At 38.9% G+C, this 26,637-nt stretch carries 28 protein-coding genes; 7 read left to right on the plus strand and 21 right to left on the minus strand.

From position 1 onward, the window contains the following. Positions 1 to 22: 22 nt before the first annotated feature. Entirely contained in the window at positions 23 to 1,219 is a 1,197-nt protein-coding gene (locus M9R32_RS07570; protein ID WP_269926124.1) for a class I SAM-dependent rRNA methyltransferase, read from the minus strand. A gap of 161 nt (positions 1,220 to 1,380) precedes the next feature. On the opposite strand from M9R32_RS07570, the gene M9R32_RS07575 reads away from it, so the two are divergent. Further along, complete coding sequence (locus tag M9R32_RS07575) at positions 1,381 to 2,304, plus strand: S66 peptidase family protein (RefSeq protein ID WP_269926125.1); 924 nt, start codon at positions 1,381 to 1,383, stop codon at positions 2,302 to 2,304. A gap of 45 nt (positions 2,305 to 2,349) precedes the next feature. On the opposite strand, the gene M9R32_RS07580 is transcribed toward M9R32_RS07575, so the two are convergent. From M9R32_RS07580 to M9R32_RS07625, 10 genes are all read right to left on the minus strand, one after another. After that, positions 2,350 to 2,790, minus strand: a complete 441-nt coding sequence (locus tag M9R32_RS07580) for a HEAT repeat domain-containing protein (protein WP_269926126.1) — start codon at positions 2,788 to 2,790, stop codon at positions 2,350 to 2,352. 232 nt (positions 2,791 to 3,022) lie between these two features. After that, positions 3,023 to 3,592, minus strand: a complete 570-nt coding sequence (locus M9R32_RS07585) for a 5' nucleotidase, NT5C type (RefSeq protein ID WP_269926127.1) — start codon at positions 3,590 to 3,592, stop codon at positions 3,023 to 3,025. 23 nt (positions 3,593 to 3,615) lie between these two features. Then, positions 3,616 to 4,710 (minus strand): bifunctional diaminohydroxyphosphoribosylaminopyrimidine deaminase/5-amino-6-(5-phosphoribosylamino)uracil reductase RibD, encoded by a 1,095-nt coding sequence (ribD, locus tag M9R32_RS07590; RefSeq protein ID WP_269926128.1) that lies wholly within the window; start codon positions 4,708 to 4,710, stop codon positions 3,616 to 3,618. Beyond that, the gene (locus M9R32_RS07595) at positions 4,703 to 5,467 is read right to left on the minus strand and encodes a GTP cyclohydrolase II (protein ID WP_269926129.1); all 765 of its coding nucleotides are present in this window, start codon (positions 5,465 to 5,467) and stop codon (positions 4,703 to 4,705) included. Before M9R32_RS07595 ends, ribD begins: the two co-directional genes overlap by 8 nt. Before the next feature lie 180 nt (positions 5,468 to 5,647). Then, entirely contained in the window at positions 5,648 to 6,871 is a 1,224-nt protein-coding gene (locus tag M9R32_RS07600; RefSeq protein WP_269926130.1) for a dicarboxylate/amino acid:cation symporter, read from the minus strand. Between the two features lie 175 nt (positions 6,872 to 7,046). Beyond that, positions 7,047 to 7,331 carry a hypothetical protein gene (locus M9R32_RS07605; protein ID WP_269926131.1) on the minus strand — a complete coding sequence of 95 codons (285 nt, stop codon included), beginning with the start codon at positions 7,329 to 7,331 and terminating at the stop codon, positions 7,047 to 7,049. Positions 7,332 to 7,454: 123 nt separating this feature from the next. Further along, a complete protein-coding gene (locus tag M9R32_RS07610; protein WP_269926132.1) occupies positions 7,455 to 8,063 on the minus strand; it encodes a class I SAM-dependent methyltransferase in 609 nt (202 codons plus the stop codon). Positions 8,064 to 8,084: 21 nt separating this feature from the next. After that, complete coding sequence (locus tag M9R32_RS07615; protein WP_269926133.1) at positions 8,085 to 10,037, minus strand: GTP-binding protein; 1,953 nt, start codon at positions 10,035 to 10,037, stop codon at positions 8,085 to 8,087. Between the two features lie 566 nt (positions 10,038 to 10,603). Further along, positions 10,604 to 10,795 carry a hypothetical protein gene (locus tag M9R32_RS07620; RefSeq protein WP_269926134.1) on the minus strand — a complete coding sequence of 64 codons (192 nt, stop codon included), beginning with the start codon at positions 10,793 to 10,795 and terminating at the stop codon, positions 10,604 to 10,606. A gap of 159 nt (positions 10,796 to 10,954) precedes the next feature. Beyond that, positions 10,955 to 11,170, minus strand: coding sequence for a small, acid-soluble spore protein tlp (locus tag M9R32_RS07625; protein WP_269926135.1), 216 nt, complete (start codon positions 11,168 to 11,170; stop codon positions 10,955 to 10,957). Positions 11,171 to 11,314: 144 nt separating this feature from the next. On the opposite strand from M9R32_RS07625, the gene M9R32_RS07630 reads away from it, so the two are divergent. Further along, positions 11,315 to 12,217 carry an aldo/keto reductase gene (locus M9R32_RS07630; protein WP_269926136.1) on the plus strand — a complete coding sequence of 301 codons (903 nt, stop codon included), beginning with the start codon at positions 11,315 to 11,317 and terminating at the stop codon, positions 12,215 to 12,217. Between the two features lie 104 nt (positions 12,218 to 12,321). Here the strand turns inward: M9R32_RS07630 and M9R32_RS07635 are convergent, their stop codons facing one another. Beyond that, positions 12,322 to 13,650, minus strand: a complete 1,329-nt coding sequence (locus tag M9R32_RS07635) for a D-serine ammonia-lyase (protein ID WP_269926137.1) — start codon at positions 13,648 to 13,650, stop codon at positions 12,322 to 12,324. A gap of 239 nt (positions 13,651 to 13,889) precedes the next feature. Here M9R32_RS07635 and M9R32_RS07640 point away from each other — a divergent pair, with 239 nt between their 5' ends. Then, entirely contained in the window at positions 13,890 to 14,891 is a 1,002-nt protein-coding gene (locus M9R32_RS07640; protein WP_269926138.1) for a peptidoglycan DD-metalloendopeptidase family protein, read from the plus strand. A gap of 29 nt (positions 14,892 to 14,920) precedes the next feature. Here the strand turns inward: M9R32_RS07640 and M9R32_RS07645 are convergent, their stop codons facing one another. After that, positions 14,921 to 15,646, minus strand: a complete 726-nt coding sequence (locus M9R32_RS07645; RefSeq protein WP_269926139.1) for a gamma-glutamyl-gamma-aminobutyrate hydrolase family protein — start codon at positions 15,644 to 15,646, stop codon at positions 14,921 to 14,923. A gap of 384 nt (positions 15,647 to 16,030) precedes the next feature. Between M9R32_RS07645 and M9R32_RS07650 the strand changes: the two genes are divergently transcribed. Then, entirely contained in the window at positions 16,031 to 16,258 is a 228-nt protein-coding gene (locus M9R32_RS07650; RefSeq protein WP_269926140.1) for a hypothetical protein, read from the plus strand. A 53-nt stretch (positions 16,259 to 16,311) separates the two neighbouring features. Here the strand turns inward: M9R32_RS07650 and M9R32_RS07655 are convergent, their stop codons facing one another. Together M9R32_RS07655 and M9R32_RS07660 are read right to left on the minus strand one after the other, a co-directional pair. Continuing rightward, positions 16,312 to 17,118 (minus strand): cytochrome c oxidase assembly protein, encoded by an 807-nt coding sequence (locus M9R32_RS07655; RefSeq protein WP_269926141.1) that lies wholly within the window; start codon positions 17,116 to 17,118, stop codon positions 16,312 to 16,314. Further along, positions 17,093 to 17,614: a DUF2243 domain-containing protein gene (locus M9R32_RS07660; protein ID WP_269926142.1), complete on the minus strand. Its 522-nt coding sequence runs from the start codon at positions 17,612 to 17,614 to the stop codon at positions 17,093 to 17,095. Before M9R32_RS07660 ends, M9R32_RS07655 begins: the two co-directional genes overlap by 26 nt. Positions 17,615 to 17,830: 216 nt before the next feature. Here M9R32_RS07660 and M9R32_RS07665 point away from each other — a divergent pair, with 216 nt between their 5' ends. After that, positions 17,831 to 19,000 carry a DUF2157 domain-containing protein gene (locus M9R32_RS07665; RefSeq protein ID WP_269926143.1) on the plus strand — a complete coding sequence of 390 codons (1,170 nt, stop codon included), beginning with the start codon at positions 17,831 to 17,833 and terminating at the stop codon, positions 18,998 to 19,000. Continuing rightward, positions 18,997 to 19,449: a GDYXXLXY domain-containing protein gene (locus M9R32_RS07670; protein ID WP_269926144.1), complete on the plus strand. Its 453-nt coding sequence runs from the start codon at positions 18,997 to 18,999 to the stop codon at positions 19,447 to 19,449. The genes M9R32_RS07665 and M9R32_RS07670 overlap by 4 nt, the downstream gene beginning before the upstream one ends. A 501-nt stretch (positions 19,450 to 19,950) precedes the next feature. On the opposite strand, the gene M9R32_RS07675 is transcribed toward M9R32_RS07670, so the two are convergent. Then, positions 19,951 to 20,487, minus strand: coding sequence for a GNAT family N-acetyltransferase (locus M9R32_RS07675; RefSeq protein WP_269926145.1), 537 nt, complete (start codon positions 20,485 to 20,487; stop codon positions 19,951 to 19,953). A 325-nt stretch (positions 20,488 to 20,812) separates the two neighbouring features. On the opposite strand from M9R32_RS07675, the gene sda reads away from it, so the two are divergent. Continuing rightward, positions 20,813 to 20,935: a sporulation histidine kinase inhibitor Sda gene (gene sda / locus M9R32_RS07680; protein WP_269926146.1), complete on the plus strand. Its 123-nt coding sequence runs from the start codon at positions 20,813 to 20,815 to the stop codon at positions 20,933 to 20,935. Between the two features lie 78 nt (positions 20,936 to 21,013). Here sda and M9R32_RS07685 read toward each other — a convergent pair whose 3' ends face one another. The 5 genes from M9R32_RS07685 to M9R32_RS07705 all read right to left on the minus strand — a co-directional run bounded on the left by M9R32_RS07685 (position 21,014) and on the right by M9R32_RS07705 (position 26,561). Further along, positions 21,014 to 21,331 (minus strand): hypothetical protein, encoded by a 318-nt coding sequence (locus tag M9R32_RS07685; RefSeq protein ID WP_269926276.1) that lies wholly within the window; start codon positions 21,329 to 21,331, stop codon positions 21,014 to 21,016. 67 nt (positions 21,332 to 21,398) lie between these two features. Then, positions 21,399 to 21,758, minus strand: a complete 360-nt coding sequence (locus M9R32_RS07690) for a hypothetical protein (RefSeq protein WP_269926147.1) — start codon at positions 21,756 to 21,758, stop codon at positions 21,399 to 21,401. Positions 21,759 to 21,910: 152 nt separating this feature from the next. Beyond that, on the minus strand, positions 21,911 to 23,305 hold the full coding sequence (locus tag M9R32_RS07695; protein WP_269926148.1) for a SpoVR family protein: 1,395 nt from the start codon (positions 23,303 to 23,305) through the stop codon (positions 21,911 to 21,913). A 54-nt stretch (positions 23,306 to 23,359) separates the two neighbouring features. After that, positions 23,360 to 24,523, minus strand: coding sequence for a sporulation protein YhbH (gene yhbH, locus M9R32_RS07700; protein ID WP_269926149.1), 1,164 nt, complete (start codon positions 24,521 to 24,523; stop codon positions 23,360 to 23,362). A gap of 142 nt (positions 24,524 to 24,665) precedes the next feature. Next, positions 24,666 to 26,561 carry a PrkA family serine protein kinase gene (locus M9R32_RS07705; RefSeq protein WP_269926150.1) on the minus strand — a complete coding sequence of 632 codons (1,896 nt, stop codon included), beginning with the start codon at positions 26,559 to 26,561 and terminating at the stop codon, positions 24,666 to 24,668. Positions 26,562 to 26,637 lie beyond the last annotated feature (76 nt).

Consider the following 26,637-nt stretch of genomic DNA (forward strand, 5'->3'; position numbering starts at 1 on the left):
GTCGATAATCCTATAGATTGCATTACGCTTGTTTTTCAATAAATACAACTTTTAAATAGTCGCCTTCTTTAAATTCTTCGATGGTTTTAAAATCTTTCGGAAGAGAAAATTCTTCCCGAATTTTATATTTCCCACCTGTTTGTTTAAACGCTTTTTCAATAAAGCCTTTAAATTTTGTCATACCAAATGTACTGCAATTTGTAGAGGCGACAATTATACCGTTTTTCTCTGTGATGGCAATTGCCTGCATAAGCAAATCTGTATAATCTTTTCCAGCGCTGAATGTATGCTTTTTCGAACGGGCAAAGCTTGGAGGATCTAAAATCACCAAATCAAATTTCAATTCTTTTCGAACGGCATATTTAAAATAATGAAAAACGTCTTCTACAATAATGTCTTGGGCTTCAAAATCAATTCCATTCACACTGAACTGTTCTATCGTTTTGCTTTTACTACGATTTGCAAGATCGACGCTCGTCGTTTTCACGGCTCCACCAAGCGCAGCTGCCACAGAAAAGGCACCAGTATAAGAAAAAGTATTTAAGACATTTTTCCCTTTTGAATACTTATTACGAATTGTTTTACGTACATCACGTTGATCCAAGAAGATACCAACCATAGCGCCATCGTTTAAATACACGGCAAAATTTATGTCATTTTCTTTTACAAGCAATGGTTCAGGAGCCTTTTCTCCCGAAATAAAATCTTCATCTTCCATATACGTCCCTTGAGATGCAAAGCGTTTCTTTTCATATAGCCCTTTTACGTCGACCAAATTGGATAATGCCTGAATCACTTCATTCTTAAACTGGTAAACGCCTTCGCTGTACCAACTGATGACATAATATCCATCATAATAATCAATGGTAAAACCGCCAATACCATCACCTTCGCCATTAAATAGACGGAATGCAGTCGTTCTCTCGTCCTGGAATAATGACGTACGATGTTCGATGGCCGTTTTTAATTTCTGTTCAAAAAATGATACATCGAAGGTTTCATTTTGATTCCGGCTCAGTATCCATCCTCGCCCTTTATTTTGTTTGCCATAATAACCTTTGCCAAGAAATCTTTGCTGATCATCAAAAAGCTCGATGATTGCCCCTTCCTCTTTTACATCCTTCATATTCATAATCGCGTCTTCCGTTATGAGCGGATAACCAGCTTTCATATTTTTAGCAAATGAAGATTTCACTTTTAGCTTTATATTTTGTTTCATAAAATCACCCTATCAATAGTTTTCTTTAGTTTACATCTGTTTCTGGTGAAAATCATATATCAGCCTGTTTATGTTGAATTTGCTTATCTTTTCTGTACTTTCTTTATTAGTTGAACCATATATTAGAGGAATATTTGTGTATTGGAAGGAGCTGAGTAATATTGGCCATAAAACCTCCACAACTGAAAATGGGTGATACGATAGGCGTTGTAACCTTAGGGAGCCCATTAAGTGCCCAGATAATTGATGAAGGTATTGCCACATTAAAGAATATGGGTTTCAACGTGATTGTTGGAGATCATGTATATGATTCTACTGGTTTCCTCGCAGGGACTGCCGAAGAACGCGCTGCGGATTTGATGAAGATGTTTGAAAATAAAGCCGTTAACTGCATCCTACCTACCAGAGGAGGAGTTGGAGTTGCAGGCATTCTCCCTTTGCTGGACTTTAATGTCATCAAGCAAAATCCTAAAATTATTTCTGGATATAGTGACATAACGATTTTACTGAACGCTCTTTATGAGTATTCAGATTTAATTACTTTTCAAAGTTTATTGTTGCTTGATTTCAACACTCGTACCCCACAATATAATTTCAATCAATATTTCGCCGCCACTTCAGCTTTAACAGCGCCATGGGAAATTGTGAACCCCCCAGAGATTCCGTTCGTAAACAAAGTGTCTGGAGATGTCACTGGTCCGATTGTAGGCGGCAATCTGACTTCGTTTGTGGACACATTGGGCACTTCTTTTGAGATTAATACTGAAGGAAAGATTCTGTGTCTCGAAGATACACATGAGCCGATTAATACCGTCTACCGCTATTTGAGTCATTTAAAAATAGCCGGAAAATTCGATGACTGCATCGGCATAATAATGGGAGAATGTACAAATTGCGAACCAGCTTACGGAGTGACATACAATGAACTTATCGATGATTTTTTAGTTCCTTTAGGGAAACCATTATTAAGTAATGTAGCCACTGCACATGGACGTTTCAAGGCAGCTATACCGCTTGGAGCAAGCGTAAGGATGAACACAATTGAACGTAAACTAACCGTACTTGAACCCGTTGTAAGTCCATAAGTGTAAAAAAACCGATTGCATATGATTGCAATCGGTTTGTTGTATTTATTTTTTCAAAAGGGAAGACCATTCAGTTTCAAGCCACTTATCGAACTCTCCGCCTTTTTCACCTTCGTACGCATCAAATACATCGAGTCTCATTTTTTTCAATTTCTCTTTGAACTCTTCGTATGAATGATCAGCAGGCAAACTCTTTTTAATGCGCAACAAAATTTTAGATGTTCCTTTAATGATATCGAATTTTGTTTGCTTCGGTTGTTCTACATCTTCACCGAGATTTTTAAGTTGTCTGTATGCTGCCTCTTGTACTTTAAATACAGGATCGTTATTCATGCGGTTTGTAAGAACATCAATCACTTTACTGTGCTTGTACTGACCTAATTCTTCAACTGCATCAAAACGCGCTCTCCAACTAGATGTGCGGTTCGCTTCCTTTTTCAGTTCATCGTAATTTTCTGGTAGATCATTTTGTACTTTGTTAGTCATGTGTATCTATCTCCTTTAATAAAAAAACCCAGCAATTTTCAGCTGATGTTTTCTCATTGATTTATTATCGAAAAATTCAAATTTGCTTATCATTGTATATGAAGCCATAGTGGATAAAAAACATTCAAGCATCCTAAAGAATTTCCTATACCTAGTATTGTACCATTTTCTGAAGACTCACATACACAGTTTCACAAATAGAGATGAATTAAAGTGATATTCATCGTTTTTTCTAATCAATATTTTCGATAATCTTCGGCAATTCCGACCAGTCTACGATTCTCGGAATGGTCAAATGCTGGTTGTAGGATTGATTCATGACAAAAGCTTTGAGCTGTTCTGAACTAAGTGTATTTAAAACATCTGGCTTATCATCAAAATAATAGTCGAGTTGCAATGATTGAATGATTTCGACTTTCTCCTGATCCTTCATGCCGCAAAAGAATCGGTCTTCTTGAACAGGAAATCCTTGTTCAATCATCCATTTTTTCGTGCGTTCACCATGTTCTCTTGGTCTGGCAGTTATATAATAAATTTCATGTCCTTTGTTAGCCAGTTCTACCAATGCTTCGACAGCACCTGGATATGGTGGACAGGCAGTATAATAAATTTCTTCCAAGGAACGATTCCACATGTCAGCACCCTGTTGTGCATCCAATCCGAAAGGTTCATGTATTTCCACTCTCGTTAGTTCATGAAAAACGTCGATGGGGACATTTTGTTTCAAGTTTTTATTGTAAATATGAAAAGCATGTTCTCTTAATTTGATGAGTGTATCATCTATATCAAAGCCAAATTTCATTAGGAATCCCTCAATTTTCAGTTTCAAATTTTATATTCTGGATAACCGGTAAATTTAAAATCTTTCCCGATTTTTATAAAATCAGTATCAATTAACTCAACAGCATCGGCCATTTTGTCAAATCCCGAACCTTCCAAGAAAGTAGGAGCAAGATGACCCCCGATTAATTTCGGTGCAATATAAATAATGGCTTTATCGATTAGTTTGTTTTCTAAAAAAGCAGCATTGATCGTTCCGCCACCTTCAATCAATACGGATGAAATCCCTTTTTCCCCTAATAAGTTCATAACTTCAATCGGGTTTACATGTTTTGAACCTGATGTAGAAAATACCGAAATACCCATTTTCTCAAGGTCTTTTTTCTTGTCTTCATCATAATTCGCACTGGTAAAGATCCAGGTTTCCGACAGTTTGTCTGTTACAACCTTGCTCTCCAATGGAATTTTCAATGTTGAATCCAAAATAATTCGAATTGGATTGCGACCATTTGGAATTCTCGTTGTTAGTTCTGGGTTGTCCGCTATGACCGTATTCACTCCAACTAAGATAGCCATGTTTTCATTTCGCAGTTTATGGACATCACTTCTTGCTTCTTCAGAAGTAATCCATTTGCTATCAGAAGAGTGTGTAGCAATTTTTCCATCTAAAGTAATGCCAGCTTTTAAAGTGACGAAAGGTCGATTTTCGACGATAAACTTATTGAATACTTCATTCATTTTCCTTGATGCTTCTTCTTTAATACCAACAATTACTTCAATGCCTGCATCTTCAAGAATTTTTACACCACGTCCGGAGACCATCGGATTCGGATCGAGCGTTGCAATAACCACTTTCATCAAGCCGGCTTCCACAATTGCCACAGCACAGGGACCCGTACGCCCGTGGTGGGAGCAAGGTTCGAGTGTCACATAAATGGTTCCACCCCTCGCCTTTTCGCCTGCCATTCGCAGTGCATGAATTTCTGCATGAGGCTCGCCAGTTTTCAAATGAGCTCCGACGCCAACAATTCGATTGTCATTTACAATGACAGAACCAACCAGTGGATTCGGATCTGTTTGGCCCTTCATTGCCCTTGCATTATTAATGGCCAAATCCATATAAAATTCATGATTAGTCATTCGGACAAGTCCCTTCATTCTCGATTTCTAAATGTCCCGAGCGTTTGATCTTCGTTTGCAAATAAGCTTCATTGAATTCGGAAATATCTCCCCATAAAGGTGTACGACCTGAAATAGGCATACCGGCATCAATCAATGCTGTGAGTTTTTTCGGATTATTTGTCAACAAAGTAACGGGTTTAGAACGCAATGCTTTGAGTACTTGGATGGCATCATCATAATTTCGGGAATCATCTACAAAACCTAGGCTTTCGTTCGCTTCCACTGTGTCGTAGCCATTTTCCTGAAGAATATAAGCCATGGCTTTGCTGAATAAGCCAATTCCTCTACCTTCATGATTGGCTAAATAAAACAATGCTCCCGAACCATGATCGACAATCATTTGCATGGATTGTTTTAATTGAAATCCGCAATCACATCTTTTGCTGCCAAAAATATCACCAGTGTGACAAATGGAGTGCATTCTAATTAGGGCATCTTCATCATTTTCAAAATCCCCATAGACTAGGACGCTTGATTGTTGATATTCGGCAAGATTGGCAGAAGATAAATTGTCGATGATTTGTTGAAAATCTTCGTGTTCTTGGTTGCTATTCAACCAACAGTACCATTGAAATATGAACGTTTCTCCATATAAATTTACAGGTAGACGAATAGGGCCAACTAAATAGATGGCACCCTCATCTTTTTTGATTAACTTAATTTTATCTTTTAATACTGGAAGAGCTTCTTTAGAAACTAGTTGAATATCGTTCATTCTTTTTTCCCCCTTTTTCAAACTATCTATATATCAGTTACTTTATGTAAGTAATTATATTTTCGTAACTCTTAATTGTCAAGTAAGCAAAGTGTCTATTTGTATAATAAAACGTTTTTGAAAGACAAACAAAAAAGAGTTGGTTCATCTCTGAACCAACTCTTCGATCACTATTATTAATTAAGCATGTGCTCTTCCAGCACGTTCTTCCGTTTCCGCTACTACCACTGCACAGGCTGCGTCTCCTGTAATATTAACAGCAGTTCTTGCCATATCAAGCAAGCGGTCAATCCCGATAATTAGCGCAATACCTTCTACAGGTAAGTTAACTGAGCTTAATACCATTGCCAACATGATTAATCCCACACCAGGTACGCCTGCTGTTCCAACACTTGCAAGTACTGCAGTAAGAACTACAACAAGCAGGGCAGTCCAAGTTAATTGAACATCATATACTTGTGCGATGAAAATGGTTGCTACACCTTGCATAATTGCCGTTCCATCCATATTAATAGTAGCACCAAGTGGTTGAACGAAACTTGAAATAGTTTTGGGAACACCAAGATTTTTTTGAGCAACGTTCATTGAAACTGGTAGTGTTGCATTACTGCTGGATGTACTGAAAGCGACACCCATAGCTGGTGCAAATCCTTTAAAGAACTGGATCGGATTTCTTTTCGCAATGAACAAAATAGATGAACCATACGTCACGATTGCATGAACAACAAGGGCTAGTAATACGACAACCATATAAAGACTCATTGCTTTTATAGCGTCAAAACCTTGCTGACCAATGGCTGATGCAAGAAGCGCAAAGGTACCATATGGCGCAAACTTCATCACAAGGTTAACTAAGTACATCATGATTTCATTTCCTTGCTCAAGTAATTCCTGAACTTTATCCACTTTCGAACCAAGCATGGTTAGTGCGAAACCGATAAATATTGCAAATACAATGATTTGAAGCATATTTGCTTCCGCAAATGATTGAATCGGATTTGTCGGAATGATATTTAACAATGTATCCGACACTGGTGGAGCTTTTTCACTCTTATATTCTAAATCCGCTGTATTAAATGTTCCGGCATTGCCCGGTTCAAAAAGATAGGCTAAACCTAACCCAATAATGATGGCAATTGATGTAGTAACTAAAAAGTAACCAATTGTTTTTAAACCAATTCGCCCAAGCTTCTTTGGATCTCCTAAACCCGCAGTACCTAAAGCAATTGAAATGAATACGATTGGCACAACGAGCATCGTGATCAGGCTAATGAAGATTTTCCCAACTGGAGTTAACACATATTTATCAATCTCAGGAAACAGCTCTGGGGCAAAAATATTCAATAAAATTCCTGTAAGCGCACCCAAAACTAAGGCTATAATAATTTTCACTGATAAGTTCATGCTCAAATCCCTCTTTCTGCTGACAAACTTTAGAACGTAAACTTATTATCAAGTGATTTATAAGTTGCTTCTATTCAAAAATGTTCGTCTATTCAATAAAGTTTTTATACAGTAGTATTTACTTTTTTCATTGAAAGTAAACCTATATTGAAAGAAAAGTAGGTTTCAATTCGAACTAGATCCAGTCCTTTTCAGTTACATCAAAATTTTTCTCCGCCCAGGCAATGGCTTCCTCAACTGATTCGAGTTGCTGATCATCCTGAACATTCCATTCGCTATCACACATAAATACATAATAGCCACTTTCTTCTTCATACTTAGTAATAGCTAAAGCGGTAATTTGTATTTCAATCGTAGTGCCATCCTTTTCCTCAAAATACATTGTACTCAATTTCTGTGTTCCGTCATTTTGCGTCTGCTTGATTACTTGTGCACCATCTAGTTCTTTGATTAATGTCATATTTTATGCCTCTTTTCTTAGGGTTTTGCTAATGAAAATTGTTTGAATGCGATAAACGATATCACTTCAAAGTCTTCTTTTAGTTATTTCCATAGTATTGTGGTCTACTTTATCGAATCGGATTCATCCAGGGAGATGGAAAATCATGAATCGTTCGTTGTCATTCTGTTCATAAAGTTCTGGTACGCGTATTTCTTTCTTAAATTCGAATGTCGTCCTTGATTCAAGAAACTGAATATAGGCTGTCGTTGGATAGTAAAGAATCAATTCTATAGAACGTTTATACTTATCGACCGATACAAGAATATTCTCAACAACCTTCATAAAAATCTGGACTGAAAATGGATTAAAGAAATAAAACACATTGTCTCGCGAGTCAATTTCATATTCTTGTGCAAGACATCTTTCAAAGATAATGATTCCAGCCGTTTTCTTTCCGTTTTTATCGTAGTTTTGTAAGTTTTCAAGTGCATCTTGATAAAGTCTACCACTCATTTCAATCCCTATTGATGGTACTTGAAAATGATAGTGAATGTAGAATGAAAGACGTCCTTTGCCACATCCTACATCTACTACCCGATCACTCTTGGTTAATTCATAGTGTCTGAAAAGTTCTTCAAAAGCAGCATAAGGCGTAGCTTCGTACCGATTATAATGCACGGATTGATTCAATAATTCGAGTGTTCCTGCTGTTTTAATCCGAAGCATTTTATCCATTTCTTTCTCGGTCATGACCAACCCCCTATCCCTGCATTACAGACAATGCATTTCTTCCTCTGCCCGCTCCCACGGTACAGTGTAGCCTTTACCTTTCGCACAGAAAATTGAAGACGAACTATACTCTGGATCTGCCTCTTTATTGTAAGCAATTCTACGAATCACTTCTTCTTCGTTATGACACCTTTCATACCCACCGAATACCAGGTTCAACACACCTTTTCCTTGCGTGAAAGAAGCCAACTCAGCAGCGTAATTCATAAATGTGGCAACCGGTACTGTGCCCGTCAAGATTGCCTTATTGCCTTCTGTTTTTGGTGAATCAAAGCTTCCATGTGCCATTTGAATATCGGACAGAACTTTGCCCATCTGATCCAAGTCCACTTTAATTCTGAAGTGATAGTAGGGCTCCAACAGAAGATTTTTTGCTTTTTCCAATCCCTGTCGTAAGGCTCTGATTGTAGCCTCCCGAAAGTCACCGCCAGATGTATGCATATTGTCGGCTCGTCCAGTCAGTAATGTCACTTTTAAGTCCGTCAATGGGAAACCGGTCAACAAGCCGTTGTGTGCTTTTTCCAATAGGTGATGCTTGACCAAGTTTTGATTTCCAATTGACAAGTCATTTGCATGACAGACATTATCAAATGTAATGCCGCTGTTTCTCCCTGCAGGCTCTATTTTCAAATGAACTTCGGCATAATGCTTCAAAGGTTCGAAATGTCCATAACCTATAACCGTTGAATCAATGGTTTCTTTATAAAGAATTTGGGGTTCTTCAAAATCAACTTCTAAATGAAATCTTTCTAAAATCAATTGTTTCAGTATTTCCAGTTGAATGGCACCCATCACATGGATGTGAATTTCCTGGATGCGTTCTTCCCACAATACATTTAAAGAAGGATCTTCGATGTCCAGGAGCTGAAAATACTTCAATGCATCTTTTATATGAATTGTTGGTGGGATCACGACTTTAGATTTCAATGTCGGCACCATTTCATATTCAGCTTTCTCAGATAAAGTTCCTAATCCATCGCCTGTGACAGCATGAGATAATCCAGCCACCGCAAATAGTTCCCCCGCTTGGATATGCTCCACCGTTTTGAATTTATGTCCATTGTACACTCGTATTTGTGTAATTTTTTCCGTCATAACTTGATCTTTAGTACCATAGTTAATTTCATCTCTTATACTCAAGTTTCCGCTTAACGCTTTGATAAAAGTAATTCGCGTTCCTTTTTCGTCATGCCTCACTTTATATACTCTTCCCGAAAAGGCTTCATCGTTTGAATAATGCGTTTCAGTCAAATGATGAAAGGTCTCTAAGAATTCGATTACACCGATATCCTGTAACGCTGATCCACTGGTACAAGGAAAGACTTTATTATCCTTAATTAAGTCCTTCATTGTCTCGAGCCATAAATCCTTCTCATACCCTTTTTCCATATAGTGTTCCAAAAGTTTTTCATTGCGTTCCGCAATAAATTCAATCAATTCTTCTGTCATTTCATCTTCATGAAAAGCTCCGGTTAAATAGATTGCGTCCGAAGAAAAATCCTGGTGAATTTCTTGTAACACATTATTTATATCTGCTCCCGTGCGATCAATTTTGTTGATAAAGAAAAAGGTGGGAACATTATGTGTTCGAAGTAGTTGCCAGATTGTCGCTGTATGGCCTTCGATTCCTTCAACGGCACTTAAAATAACAATGGCATAATCCATTACTTGAACAGAACGTTCCATCTCAGGAGAAAAATCTACATGTCCTGGATTATCAATCAAGTAATACGTTGAACCTTTATATGTAAAAGTAGCTTGATCTGCGAATACTGTAATGCCTCTTTGTCTTTCTATTTCATGGCTATCGAGGAAAGCGTCTTTATGATCCACACGTCCTCTTTGCTTAATACTTTTCGTATGATAAAGAATCTGCTCAGAAAATGTTGTTTTCCCAGCATCCACATGGGCAAAGACCCCAATTGTGTTATTCATCACGCCACCTCACTTACATCAATTCTATCTTACAATTTACAAAAGATAAAAGCAGATACCCTAAAAGATATCTGTTAAAGGCTGATGACAAACAAAAGAGCGTATTCAAGAGTATGTTGATTTCCTTTGCGGCGGACGCGTTTCGCGGGCACGGCTTCAGTCTCCTCGGGCCAACAGGATGTTGGTCACGAAGACGTTGCCACACGATGTGGCGCACTTAGTCTTCGTTCCTTTAGTTCCAGCGGGGCCTTCAGCTCGTGCTGTTCCCGCTGAAAAGAAATTGGTCTGCCAATTTCTTTGCGACGAGTAACCGCAGGAGCAGTCTTGTTTTCGCCGCCTCCAATCCAATCAACAGAATCAATTCTGTATATATGTCTCTAGAAGTATTTAAAAAGGCAGATGTTGTCTATTTCTGAAAAACCCTTCGGAAAAAAGAAGGAAGCTAGACACCCTAGGCTGTTTACTGGGACTAATATACGTAGCCTAGAACGTCCCTCCCTGCTTGATTCTTTTGTTAAGAAGAAAAAGCAGATACCCTAAAAGGGCACCTGCTTGTCCATCATATGTTATTTTTTCTTTTGTTGGTCCTGAAAATTTGGTTCACTGCCGAATTCAGCTTGTTCACTTCCAACTGTTTTTGCAATCAATTGCTTAACTTCATTAAAAGTAAGTCCTGAATTGGCGTTATTTCGTTTTACCTCTTCAATATCGGTTCCAGATTGGGTAAATGAACCGGGTTTGTTCTGATTGTTTGTCATTTATGAGACACCTCCATTTTCGATTTCTGTTATGTTCTCTCAAAACGGAGTTTTTACTCAATAAATCTTAAGCAAAGTATTTTTCAGGTGGTTTCCAACAAATGTTCATTAAAAAAGACGGAGAACCATAAGTCTCCATCTTTAGTGAGCTTTTCTTTTTTAGATGTACCCATTAATTCGCGATTTGCCTTCTTCGATAATTTCTTTTCTTAAACCGTCAATTGCTTCTTTGCGTCGCTCGTTTTTCTCCTTGATTGCGGCAAGTTCTTTTCCTTCGGCGAACGACATTGCTTCTTCTGCAGCTTCCATATTGTCTATGGTTTTGTTAAGTCTTTCTTTGTTATCTGCTGAATCATTTGGCAATGGTCTTGGCATGTACGGTTCCTCCTTTTGATTTAATAAATCTTACAACAGTTAGCTTCTCCAACTTTAAGCAGCTTATCCACAGAATTCGTGGCAGCTAATCTAAAACTGCTTTTATGCTATGATTTAGAAAATAGTAAATAGAGGAGCTTGATTATGCAACGTGTAGAGCTAACAGAAGATTTATCTTTTTCAAGAATCATTCATGGATTATGGCGTCTTTCCGAATGGAATATGACGAACGAAGAAGTTTTGGAACTTATTGAGGAATGTTTGAAAGCAGGCATTACAACTTTTGATCATGCCGATATTTATGGGAATTATACATGTGAAAAAATGTTCGGGGATGCCCTTGCTTTAAAGCCGGAACTTCGAGAGCAAATGGAACTTGTCACGAAATGCGGAATTAAGCTCGTTTCTGATAATCGTCCAGATCATCGCGTCAAATCTTACGACACGAGTAAGGAACATATCTTGGCATCAGTCAATCAATCACTGACAAACTTTCAAACCGATTATATCGACGTCCTGCTTATTCATCGTCCTGATCCATATATGAACCCGGCAGAAGTGGCAGAAGCCTTTACTCAACTGAAAAATGAAGGCAAAGTCCGTCATTTCGGGGTTTCTAACTTTAAACGATCACAATATAAAATGCTCCAATCCTATTTAGATTTCCCGCTTGTCACCAATCAAATTGAACTATCCGCATACCAACTGGAGAATTTTGAGGATGGAACGCTCGATTTATGCCAGGAAGAACGCATAGCACCTATGGCTTGGTCTCCGCTGGCTGGAGGAGAAATCTTCAAGTCTGAAGATGAGAAGACGATAAAGTTGCGTAGTAAGCTTGAAGAAATCGCAATAGAAGTTGGTGCTCAGGGCATTGACGAAGTGCTTTATGCATGGGTACTTAGCCACCCAGCACATATTATGCCAATAGTAGGCTCAGGCAAGATGTCACGTATCGAGTCGGCTATAAGAGCGCTGAATTTAACTTTATCAAGGGATCAGTGGTTTGATATTTTACAGGTAGCGATGGAAAGAGAAATTGCCTAGATTTCGCATTCATAATCTATTATCCATCGCAATATACTAGAGCAAGATACCCCGAGTAGTCATAGAACTGCTTGGGGTATCTTTGTATTTGCATTGTGTAGATTTTATAGCAAGCTTTGCCCTTTTTCATAAAACCTTTTCATATCTTCTTTCGGTACAAGTGCTCCCCCTGTCGCCCAAACAATATGTGTGGCTTGAGAAGTATTTAGATTTTTTTCTTTCACATACTCAGAAGCTAAGATTTGTCCTGGTCCGATTAAGCCTGAAGTGGCTGAAGGTTCTAAGTGAATCCCTTCACTATCAGCTAACAAGGCTAATAATTTAAATAACTCATCGTCTTCCATTGTATATATCCCGCTGACAAGTTTTTCACTGATAGAAGATGCGAAGCAGGAGGGTCTTCCTACAGCCAGCCCATCTCCTTCGGTCAAGTTGTCGATACCGAAATTCTGCACACACACTTTTTCTTTTTCGCCTGTCAACAGCCCCACTAATACTGCTGGGGAATGTGTAGGTTCTACAAAGAAACAATGTACATTATCACCAAAGATTTGTTTAAGACCGAACGCTATTCCTCCGGGTGAACCACCAACACCGCATGGTAAATACACAAATAGAGGATGATCTTTGTCTACAAGCACGTTTTGTTCTTGAAGTTGTTTTTCCAATCGGATGGCAGCAACACTATAGCCAAGAAATAAATGCTTGGAATCTTCATCATCGACAAAATAGCCATTCGAATTATCTTTTGTTTGCTGTCTTCCTGCAAAGATTGCCTCTCCAAAATCCCCTTTAAATTCATGGACTGTCGCCCCTTTTGCAAGCAATAAATCTTTCTTCCATTGTTTGGCGTCAGAAGACATGTATACGGAAACATGAAAACCTAATTTTGCGCCAATAATACCTATACTTAATCCCAGATTTCCTGTCGATCCAACACCAATTGAGTATTGGCTAAAAAACTTTTTAAATTCTTCACTGGCAAAGACCGAGTAATCATCATCTTTGTTGACCATTCCCGCTTCCAATGCCAACTTTTCAGCATAATAAAGAACTTCATATACACCGCCACGTGCCTTTATGGACCCAGCAATAGGAAGTTCGTTGTCGCATTTTAAAAACAGTTCCCCGTTTATTTTGGAATCATATTTCGTATTCAGCTCATTTTTCATTTTCTCGATTTTTCTTAAAGGCGACTCGATGATGCCATTTGTCTTCTTCGTTTCAGGAAAAACTTTTGCTAAGTACGGAGCAAATCGTTGCCATAGTTCAGCAGCATTCTCCATGTCAGCTTTCGTAACTGGCAATGAAGAAATTTCGTTCATTTTTTGCAAATTAGGATTTAACCAAACGACTGGTTCCAATTGAATGATGTTATCCAAAAGTGGATATTTTTGAACCCAATTATCTAACTCTGATTGTTCAAAAATCATATTCTTCACCCTTTCTCTCAGAGAAGTTGTTTCGAAACTTATCTCAATTATTTCCATCATACATGTCATAAGACGATTATCTCCACTATTGATCAATAGTATGTGCAAAAATCGATTGTCTTTCCATTTTCACCTGTGGTTCTCATCACTCGCATTCCATATAAATGGTCGAGTTTACTACTTATGATTTTTTCGGATTGGGATATTCTAAAGAATGATTCACTAAGGAGGTTTATTTGGTGCGACAATTATTTGCTTTTACGCTATATGCACTTACATTGTGCTTTCTTTTCTTCTCTGTCGTTGATGCAAAAGAGCAGCCACCGAAGAAAGTGGACGTTTTGGATGAGCGGATGTCTTATTATTTACAATTTGAAAACACTTTTGTGCCCTGGTATTATCTAGCCGCCGTGGATCAATTTGAACGCAATATTCAGCAAGTACGCAAAGATATTCCGAAAAAAGAAGGCCCGATTGCCATACAATTCTCAGACGATTATTGGGCAGGAACCCTCAATCCTGATAAGGAAGACACCTCTCCCGAATCAATTGCATTTTTTGGAGGACAAGGACTTGATGGAAATGCAGATGGCATGGCAAATCCAGAAGATAATGTGGATGTGCTCTTTACGATGTCTTCTTATTTAGCCAGTTACGGGCAAACCGAAGATGACTTTAAGTTGGCCATATGGGAATACTACAAAAGTGAAAAAACCGTCAATCAAATACTGACGATTGCCACTTTATATAAACACTTTAATACCCTCGATTTAGGTGAACATGTTTTCCCTATTCCGCTGACTCACAATTACAGTTATAAAGGAACTTGGGGAGCAAACCGAGGATGGGGTGGCCGGCGCATTCATGAAGGAACCGATTTATTTGCCGGTTATGGAGTTCCTGTTAAATCGACCTCTTACGGAATTATCGAAGAACTGGGTTGGAACCAATTTGGCGGCTGGCGTGTAGGTATTCGTGATATACAAAATACCTATCACTACTATGCTCATTTAGCTTATTTTAATGAAGGAATACAAAAAGGCGATATCGTGGAACTTGGTACAGTCATTGGATATGTGGGCAGTTCAGGATATGGAAAACAAGGAACCTCTGGTCGATTCCCACCGCATCTACATTATGGGATGTATAAATATAACGGGCGAACCGAGTGGGCATTTGATCCGTATCCTCACTTAAAAATATGGGAACGAGAAGCAAGGGAAGCCAAACGTAAAAAATAAACATGTGACTCCCTCAGTAAAAACTTCTTTTATTGGGGGTGTTGATTTTTATTACATGCTTCTATAAATGCACTGAAAATTTTCCTCGAAGATTCATCTCCACCAAAAAACATATTCTCAGGATGCCACTGAACACCAAGCACGAAAGAATGAACTTCACTTTCGATAGCTTCAATTACTCCGTCACTTGCACTTCCGCTGACTCGTAATGGAAATGGTACATTACGATTTGCTTGATGATGACGACTGTTCACCTTCAACCGTTTTTGCCCCGTGACTTGATGTAATAAAGAACCAACTGTTACATCTACAAAATGAGAGCCATGTGACTTAGGGGCTCGTTGCTGATGTTGCAAATAATCTTCTTTCATTTGAGCACCAATATCTTGATACACATCTCCCCCGATGGCGATATTTATCGACTGGCACCCTCGACAGACACCCAAAATCGGCTTGTTTAGTGTTAAAAATTTTCGAACAAGAGCTAATTCAAAAATGTCTCTGGCAGGATCGACTACCCCAAGCTTCGGATGCGGTTCTTCTCCAAAAAGTGTAGGGTCAATGTCATAACCTCCCGTAAGATAAAGACCATCTAAAAATTGCGCCATCTCATCTATATCTGTCTTTTTCTCTAAATGCGGCAGCATTACTGGCATTCCCCCTGCCTGCAAAAGGGCATGGGCATTGGCCATGGATACAGAGTATTCATCCCCATCGTATTCCACAAACGAACTAATTCCAATAATCGGTTTCATGATCTGTCACCTTATTTTCATTCGAAATTTAGTCCATGCTTTTTAAACGAACGGACTATAGTTTTTCATATGCACAAAGAAGGCTTTAAAGACGTGTTATGAAAACAATTAGGCTTGTTCTTATATAAAGACATGAAATCTGCACCATTTTCGGAGAAGCTATTGCAAGGACTCTTTACTAGCACCTAATTCTGCTTTAAAACTTCAAGAGCATTTATGTGGAGTTTGTTGGAGGAAATGAAGATTTCGTTGGACAAAATTAAAAAATCGTTGGAAAAGTGTCAATTGGTTAATCCTCATCTACATACATAGTCATTCAATTAACTGCACAAGATAAGAGTGAGCTCTGCCACCTTTAACAAATAGTTGAAAGGATGATAATACATGAAGAAAAAAGTGTTTACCGAAGAAGATCGCGAGTTGGCAAAAGGTCCTTATATGGACAGTCCTGATGCTGTAATGACGGATAAAGTCAGCCTATTTGATATGCATGAGGATATGAAGTTGGTTGATGCACAGATGATTGATGAGTTAAACAAACAAGTCATTAATGATCCTGCACGGAAAGTAACTTTGGACCCTTCAGCAAATGAAGAGATCCATCCAAACTAAACACGTAAACAAACACCTCTATTCCATGCAGTCTGTCATGGAGTAGAGGTGTTTTACTGACTAATTATTTGTTTTTGAAGCAATCCTTCACGAGGTTTTGTGGATTTGAACCATTGATAACAAAGAATAACAATTAGCAAAATTTCAATGGCATCTCCACCGTAATACATTAGCATACCGCCAATTTCCGCTTGTGATTTAATAATTCCTGCCGGCGGATTTGCATAAATATATTTCGACAGAATAGCGTGTCCAGCCAGTGCCATCAATAGGACAACGGAACGGAAAATGAAACTCGTCCGATGTGGTGTTAAATCGATATAAATAATGGATATGGTGAATAAATAGCCAATCAAAAATACATGCATGTGCACCAGTATATGAACCGCAAGATTCTGATGCATCAACATATATAAATCTGTCGTGTACAATAACCAAAGTCCTCCGACATTCAGCAATGCCGCTACCAATGGATTGCTCAGAATTCGCAAAGGCCGACTCTTTAGTATCCTGGTAACCATACGTGCTTTACTCACGGGCAATGTACGAAGGATAAGGGTCATGGGAGTAGCCAGTACGAGCAATAAAGGTGCAAGCATACCCAGCAGCAGATGTGTCACCATATGTGCCCTGAAATCAACGACTGCAAGTTGTGCCAATGGACCAATCACTGAAACTGCCGTACAAATGATGCCTGTAAACCAAAACACGATTCTATATATTGGCCATTGTTTCTGATATCGACGCTGTGTCAATATCACTGCATATACATATAAGAATAAAGCGAGTACAAATGGCAGTGTCAATAAGATTTGCCCGATCAGCTCGTTGCCATCATGATGCGGATGGACCATGTACATTCAGTCCTCTCTTTTCTGTATCCCGCTCCTCTCCTTTAGATCCACGAAGGAGTATAAATCCGACAATAATCATGGCTAAAGCAAGGACATTCCAAATCGCATCATATGGTAGTATATCAACACCGTAGCGAATCTGGTGCAGATTCATAACCTTGTGCTGTATGGTTCCATCATACAATTGGAAAGCACCTCCACCAATGAATATGCCACCTAACCACTTCTTGAACCAAAACGCATGTCGGCGATGTAGGTCTGCCAACATAAACGACGATCCGATTGTAGCGAACCAACTGAAAGCATGAAATAATCCATCAGATACAAGTCCGATATCAGTAGTAGACTTGTCATAGAAATGGTGCCAATGAAGTAATTGATGGAACACAGTCTCATCGATAAAAGCAACCACTCCGAGTCCGAACAGCACACCTGTCCAGACATTTCGTCTTTCGTAATTAAAACGATGTTGATTGGTGAATTTCTGGTTATCTTTAACCATATTATCCCTCCTTTTCTTTTCTTCTATTTAATCTAATTCCTTTAAATGTAGCCTATTTACCCCAAATACTCCTGAATAATCAGTCTTCAAAAATCACGCTATTTTTATACATAGAAATTACCAACATGAGGATGAGTTTATTTACCATAAGACCCTATGTCTATACAGATAGGAAGAGGCTATAATGAAAGAAAAATAGATGAAGGAGATGACGACGTGGAACTGAAGCATAAACTGCACAGTTGGCAAGATGAAGGATTGATCGACGAATCAACAGTCGAGAAGATTCTTGCATTCGAGAGTAAGCAACCTAAACCATTGAAACTTCCACTGCTTATGATCATTGGACTGATTTTCTTTTCCCTTGCCGTGTTCAGTTTCATTGCAGCCAATTGGCAAGAGATGCCTGATGTTTTAAGAATTACATTAGTCCTGTCTGTAATGTGGCTGTTTTACATTCTAGGACATTTTTCTGAAACGAAAAAAATCGGTCATCCCATTTTATTCCGTCTGATTGGGCTGGCTATGTTTGCAGCAAGTATCGTTGTAACGGTTCAAACATTTCATTTTTCCCTTTTTAATTCATATTTACCTTGGGCCATCTTCATTGCCGCACTTGGGCATTATTGGTATTGGCGTCAATTTCCTTATGCGATTGTCGCATTTATGTTTGGACTTCAAGTGTTATTTACTTCTGGTGAAAATTTGGGGTGGTTCCAATGGGGAGCATTCCTTGTTGTTTCAGTAGTGTGGTTTTACTTCAGTAGAACGGGCATCTCGATTTCGTTTAGTTGGATTCTCCTTTTTGGCGCAGGTCTCGCACTTTGGCCAGTCGTTGAATATGAGAATGTTCTCTGGCCAATTTGGACATTATTTGCGGTTGTCGCTTTCACTCTTTCTTTCCCCGAGAAAGAACGGATTGCACGGCCTTTCTACATGATTATCGGTGGACTGCAACTTCTCGTTTATTTAGCTGTGTTGGGCGAAACCCAACTCTCATTCATCAAGATGAATGTAGTTGAATCAATCGCTCTATCCATTGCTGGATTAGTCATTCTCGGCTTCTATTATATTCGCTTCAAGAAAATAGCCTGGATTTCTTCACTTGGTCTAGTCGGAATTCTGCTTTATGACACCTCGGCAATCGGTCTCGCCATTTTAGCCGAAGTCGTCGCATTAACCTATTTAGTGAATGAGCATCGTAAAGACAGATCGCTTGCACCCGGCTTTGTATTTTTCATTCTTGTCCAGTTTGTCCTGTATTTCATTTATGCTTGGGGAAGAATGGATGTATCCCTATTTTTCCTTATCGGAGCACTTTTACTTTTTGCATTGTCCGGTATCGCCTGGAGAATTAACAAAAAGAAAGCAGGTGTCTCGTCATGAAATCCTTTTTAATCCCAGCCTTACAGACACTGATGATTATCTTAATTGCTTTGAGTTTCTTCGCCACTTCATGGTTCGGAGAAGAATATGTTTTGCGAGCCGAACCATACGACCCGTATGATCCTTTTTACGGCGAGTATGTGCTGTTGAAATATCCTGATTTAAAACCTTCCGATTCAGCCCCGGGAGGCGATATATTTTTCTCATTAAAAGAAGGCGATGATGGTTATGCCAGAATTGATCGTATAGATAGCGAACCTTTCTGGGGAGCTATACAAGGAACAAATTATGGTGGTCAGATTACGACGTCACAGCTTGAACAGTATTATGTGGAACAAGGCACAGGTCCAGGTTTAGAGGAAGCAAAGGATTTGGCATTGACGCTTGTTGTTGCTCCATGGGGTGCTATCCGCCCAACGTTTTTAGAGAAAAGACCAGAACAGAATTAGAAAAAACGGCAAAAGCTAAATGCTTTTGCCGTTAGACTTTAGAGAAACAATTTAATGAATGAATATAACTGCATACTCTTGAAAAAGTGCAAATACCGGAAAATGTTGATTTCCGTTGCGGCGGACGCGTTTCGCGGGCACGGCTTCAGTCTCCTCATCACTACGTTCTTGCGGGGCCTTCAGCTCGTGCTGTTCCCGCTGAAGTCGCCGCCTCCACTCCAATCAACAGTAATCACTTCTGTCAGTTTTTCTCTTCAAACTATTTAAGTGGGCAGGTGGTTGGCTATTTCTGAAGACTCCTGCGGAAAAAACGGAACAAGCTAGACCCCGCAGGCAGAGCCGAGGAGGCTGGCGTTTCGTCCGCGGAAAGCGAAAGAAAAAGCCAGCCACCTTCTTTTTAGATAGAGTGCAAAAAATCCGTGTATTTCTATGATGTTGTATTTATTGATATTCTTTCTTCATTAGTATGACGGCAAAAGTTAAATGCTTTTGCCTTTTTTGTTACCTTCGATATTCAATAAGCCAGCAATCTCGATACTCACCTTCATGCAGTTCGTTTTTAGGCAATAGAGCAGCCTTCTTGAATCCGCATTTTTCATAACAACGTATGGCTCGCTCATTCCATGTCTGAGGGTCCATGACTACAAGATCGGCATGTTTTTGCTTAATCAAAAACGTTACCATGGATTTCACAACATCTGTTCCCACGCCTTTATTCCAATAGTTTGTTTCCCCAATAAACTGATCCATTCCATATATCTTATCGGTCGAATCAATATACCCATAATGATTTCTTGTCTCTTCATCCAGTTTATAAAACTGAATGTAGCCAATTTCCACTGAATCAAATACAATCATACATTTCATTTCATTTTCATCGCAGTTATAAAATTTCTCATTTACTTTTTCCAGGTCAAAAGGATTGTCCCTGCCTTCATAATATTGAAGGACTTCAGGATCCGAAAGCCATTTTGCCAATAAGTGATTATCCTCTTCCCTCAGTTCGCGAACTTTTATGTATCCATCTTTATATATCAAGTTTGTTACCTCCATAACGATCTTCTAATAGAGTTATTCGTTTTCTTTTCTTGAAATTCCTTCCAAGGTAATATTTCCAAAAAAACTTTTCGACAAATTTCTCACTTTTTCGTTGTTGTGGATAACTTTATACACATTTTCCCGTGTGGTAAGTATACATTCTTGTGGTCTATCAACAAGTTAATCACAATTAATCCACCGATAACTGTGGATAAGAGAACGCTTGTTCCGAACAAAACTATCTGATAGATTAAGAATACATCAAAGATTTCTACCAATTTTTTAACAACTCTATTAAATTTGCACATTGGAGGTGAATTCATTTATGAGTAAACTGTCTTCTGAATTGTTAATTGAATCGTACGTTAAGGCAAAAGAATTGAAGTTATGTCCCGAATTTATCTACTTGTTGGAAACTGAAATTCGCCGACGGTCTTTACAACTCTGACACTCGACTTCTTAGGCTTTTTATCCATAAATTTAAAAAGGAATCGAACAGCTCATCAGCTGTTCGATTCCTTTTATATTAGATAATTTCAATATTGTTTTTTAATTGATGATCCGGTTTTGCAGCATCGACCATCAGGAAAATGGCAGAAAGAATGTGCATAATCATTCCCACGAAAGGAATCCACGCTATACAAGAAGTGATGATCCCAAGAATACTCCCCGTGGTCGTGCCGCCATCTTTTTTTGTCAGAACGAAGGTAACGATGTGTAAGGCTAACATAATGGCTAACGGAATCCATAAAAATCCGATGACAATGGTTGCTCCTAAAATAGGAATTCCCAATAATGCTTCAAGACCGCCAGAGACCCATTTCAACACTTTAGATGTGGACAGTGTAAACACCTCCCTTCCTTTTATAAGATTTCTAACTTAACTCGCCGATCACGATTTTAGATGACTTCTACAAAGCAACTTCAGTCCAGTTCAGTGAGTTGTACTTTATCCATTCATCCACCTGGATTTTGTTGAAATATTTTTCACCTTTAATCTCGATGTAAGGAATGAATCGATATGTATCGTAGCTTCCCGACAAATTAGCACGTTCAAAATCATTTGAACTGACAATGGAACGGAGTTGATCGACAGGCAGACTAAGATATTGTGCTGTTTCTTCTATTGTCCATAACCCTTTCTCAACGTTCAAAACAGTGGTTGTCTTTTTCTCATCATTATTCGCAGCATCCTTACTGATCTGATATCCGCAGAAAAGCAGTGACAGACTGAGTATAATAATGGCAAGAGACAAAAAATGTTTACTCACTTAAAATCCTCCTTGTATCGGTCTATGTTCTATTCTGTAATAGGATTGGATTTTCCTTCCACAGAACAAATTATGTTTGCCATAAACGTCTTTGCCAGCAGTTTTTATCCAAACAAAATTCCAACATCTTTAAGATGCTGGAATTCGTTCCATCATAATATGCGACGCGTTACCTTTTTACCGTCATATGCATAAACAATCGGTTTGTTTTCGACATATGTTTCCAGATAAACTGATCGTCCCCACAACTGATAAATGTATGGCAGGACATGTTCTAAATAAGGAGGATCCAGTTCCGTCCCTTCATAGCCATGTTTTAAATAAAGTTCGCCATTTCTCGAGTAATCCCCATCCTCGACCACGATATAAGGAAAGCTTCCATTGACCCTCATCGATACCAGTTGGTCACGCACCTGCTCGTAGTCTTTGTCAGTAATGTGATAGTTTCCGTTCTTCTTTTCAAACAAATAAAGATCTTCCTGCTTCACTAACTCTTTCGTCAAATAATTCCGTATGAATGAAATGTCCGATTCTATTTCTCTTACTTCAAACATTTTTTCCCTGCCCGAATTTTCTTTGACACCGAGCTTCTTCATTTTATCTGTTGGATGATTGTATCGCTTTTCAATATCCTCAAAGATCTTTAATCCAAGATAATATGGATTGATACTCGTTTTAGAAGGCTGGACTACACCTGCATTCAAAGATGCGAATTCGATGGTTTCAGCTGGTGTCAGATCCATTTCCCTTAAGATTCGCTGGTGCCAATAGCTCGCCCAGCCTTCATTCATAATTTTTGTCTCCAGTTGCGGCCAGAAATAGAGCATTTCTTCCCGCATCATGGTCAAGATATCCCGTTGCCATTCTTCCAGCTCGCGGCTGTACTCCTGGATAAATAATAGAAGATCTTTTTCAGGGGATGGGGGGAATTTTTTTCTTTTTTCAATGAGTAATTGGTTACTCGATTTTCTATCTAAGTTCCACAAGTCATCGTAAGGGGTCTTCCGGATGAATTCTTTTTCTTCCTCAGTCTCGTAGTCGAGTAATTTATGTCTGATGATGGAAGGGTCCACATGCTCCTGTATGGCCATCGCGGCATCCAAAAAGCGTTCAACTTCAACTTTTCCATAAATCATTTCATAATTGGCAATCCGTTCGGCTGTTGCCGTCATGCTTTCGACCATGTCACGCTTAGTATTTGAAAAGCGGACATTGTTTTTAAAGAAATCACAATGGGCAAGAACATGGGCAATAATCAATTTATTTTGAATGAGACTGTTTGTATTGAGCAGAAACGCATAACAAGGATTTGAATTAATAACCAGCTCATAGATTTGGCTTAACCCTAAGTCGTATTGCAACTTCATTTTATGAAACTGTTTCCCAAAGCTCCAGTGGCTGAATCGAGTGGGCATTCCGTATGCACCAAACGTGTAAATAATATCGGCAGGACATATTTCATAACGCATCGGATACGTATCCAGGCCAAATCCAGCTGCAATTTCCGTAATTTCATCAATTGCCCGATGAAGAGCATCTGTTTCCATCTATTGAATCCCTCCGATGGTTTATTCAATGACAAGTGCCAGGCATGAACCAATTCAAACGGAAGTTGTTTCTTTTTGGAAAAAGCTTTTTAGTGCTTTATAGACATCATGTTTTTCTCTCAATATATAATGGCGGAATTTTTGATTTGAAATTTTTTTATAGGTGGACATTAAAGTAGAATACCGATTATTTGGATTGACTTCTCCATACCCAAACATGCTCGAAACAGTCATCAGTTCATTAACCAATTTTAAGCATCTTTCATTATCGTTTGACATGTTTTCACCGTCTGAAAAATGGACCGGGTAAATGTTAAATCGTGAAGGATGATATTTTTGTTCAATCAGTTCTAGCGCTTTTTGATAGGCAGATGAACAAATGGTGCCTCCACTCTCACCTTTATTAAAAAAGTTTTCTTCCGTAACCACTTTTGCTTCTGTATGATGGGCGATAAATTCAATCTCGACCGTTTCGTATTTGGTTCGTAGAAATTTGGTCATCCAGAAAAAAAAGCTGCGAGCCACATATTTTTCAAATGGTCCCATGGATGCACTCGTATCCATCATCGCAAGAACAACAGCTTTAGATTCTGGTTTTATTTCGTCATTCCACGTTTTGAATCGTAAATCTTCATTATGGATTGGTGAAATTTCCGCTTTTCCATTCGCAGCGTTGCGTTTGATGGCTGTTAAAATGGTGCGTTTTTTATCGATATTGCCCATGAGCCCTTTTTTACGGATATCATTGAATTCTATTTTCTCTTTGGTAATTTGAGCTTGTTCTTTTTGCTTTAAATTTGGTAACTCAAGTTCATTAAAAAGAGCACTTTCGAGCTCTTCCATGGTAATTTCCACTTCATAGTAATCCTTACCGGCTTGATCCCCTGCTTGTTTTCCTTGCCCTGACGCAGGCTTCCCTTCCCCAGAACCACGGGCGACGATATCTCCTACCTGGCTATCACCATTGCCTTGCCCCACATGTTTAGACTTGTCATAATTGTAGCGAATTTTGTATTCATCCAATGAGCGAATCGGAATTTTGATGACATCCCGACCGTTTGACATGACGATGCTTTCCTCACTGATTAAATCCGGCAAATTGTTTTTGATGGCTTCTTTGACTTTATCCATATGCCGTTGTTGATCTTGATAACCTTTTCGATGGAGCGACCAGTCTTCCTGTGAGATGACAAAACGACTATTTGGTTTTTCGTTCAATTGCACCCACACCCATCCAGTTTTAAAAGTTTTTAATTTCATTATCATATGCGTTGGCGAACAAGTTATTGACTTCAGAGGGTAAGAAAAAAACAAGACGAATTCTTCAGATTCGTCTTGTTTTTTTCACATGTACATCTCCTTATCGATTGAGCAGGCTTCCCACATAACGCAATAATTCATTGGCTGAAATTGAGTTATAGCCATGTTCATCAATCAGTCTTGCAACTACTTCATTTATCTTTTTAAGCTGTGATTCATCAGGGGTTTTAGACGATGTTGTAATTTTCACCACATCTTTTAAATCTGCAAATAGTTTCTTCTGAATGGCTTCACGTAATCGCTCATGCGAGTTGTATTCAAAGCGTTTACCTTTTCTTGCGTAGGCAGAAAGACGAATTAGGATTTCTTCCCTGAACGCTTTTTTCGCATTTTCAGAGATCCCAATTTGTTCTTCAATCGAACGCATCAGTTTTTCGTCTGGATTCATTTCTTCGCCAGTCAATGTATCTCTTATTTTATTTTTATTGCAGTAGGCTTCTACATTGTCCAAGTAATTATCCATCAATGTGATGGCTGACTCTTCATAGGAATAAACAAAGGCTTTCTGAATTTCTTTCTTAGCGATTTCATCATATTCCCTTCTAGCAATGGAAATATAATTCATGTATTTCTCACGATCTTCCTGAGTAATGGAAGCATGTTGGTCCAGACCATCTTTCAATGCACGTAAAACATCCAGCGCATTAATTGATGGGACTTCTTTGCGGATAATGGCTGAAGATATGCGGTTAATCACGTAACGAGGATCAATCCCGTTCATGCCCTCATTCGGATATTCCTTCTGCAGTTCCTCCACATCAATTTGATTGAAGCCTTCTACATTTTCCCCGTCATAGAGACGCATTTTCTTCACTAAATCAATGCCTTGCTTTTTAGGCGGTTCCAATCTAGTTAATACAGAAAAAATGGCGGCAGCGCGCAAAGCCTGAGGAGCTATATGAATATGGGTCATATCGCTTTCCCTGATCATTTTTTCATAAATCCGTTCTTCCTGACTCACTTTCAGGTTATACGGAATTGGCATGACAATAATTCGGGAATGCAGTGCTTCATTCTTTTTATTCGATATAAACGAAGCATACTCGGTTTCGTTTGTATGCGCGACGATGAGTTCATCCGCACTGATTAACGCAAACCTTCCCGCCTTGAAGTTTCCTTCCTGGGTTAAAGATAACAATAACCAAAGGAACTTTTCATCGAGTTTCAACATCTCCTGGAATTCCATCATTCCGCGGTTCGCTTTATTCAGTTCCCCGTCAAATCTGTAGGCACGTGGATCTGATTCAGCCCCGAATTCGGCAATTGTTGAAAAATCAATGCTTCCCGTTAAATCGGCAATATCCTGTGATTTTGGATCTGATGGAGTATATGTCCCAATCCCTACTCGTCTGTCTTCGGAGAAGAAGATACGCTCCACCATTACATCTTCCAGACGTCCATTGTATTCTTTCTCCAGACGCATCGTATTTAAAGGAGATAGGCTCCCTTCGATACGGACACCATACTCTTCAAAAAATTCATCACGTAATTCGTGGGGAATGAGGTGAAGTGGATCTTCATGCATCGGACAACCTTTTATCGCGTAAACCGCACCTTCATCGGTTTTTGAATATTTTTCAAAGCCACGTTTCAACAACGTCACAATCGTAGATTTCCCCCCACTGACAGGACCCATCAATAATAAAATGCGTTTGCGAACATCCAATCTTTTTGCAGCTGGGTGAAAGTACTCTTCCACAAGTCGTTCAATGGATGTTTCAAGTCCAAATATTTCTTCACCAAAAAAATGGTACAGTTTATGACCATTCTTTTCCGTCAACCCATGGCTTTTGATCATATTATAAACACGTGAATGAGCCGATTGGGCAACTTCTGGTCTTTCTTTTACAATGGCCAAGTATTCAGCAAATGTGCCTTCCCACTTCAGGCTGTTTTCTTCTTCTCGGAAGCTCTTCACCTTATTCAGAATATCCATTTTTTCCCTCCAGTCAGGGTTTGATTTATTCATAGTATGAAATGAGACAACTTCTGATAACCGGGACTTTTCACAA

The sequence above is a fragment of the Paenisporosarcina quisquiliarum genome (assembly GCF_027563315.1).
GTDB classification, from domain to species: Bacteria; Bacillota; Bacilli; order Bacillales_A; family Planococcaceae; genus Paenisporosarcina; species Paenisporosarcina quisquiliarum.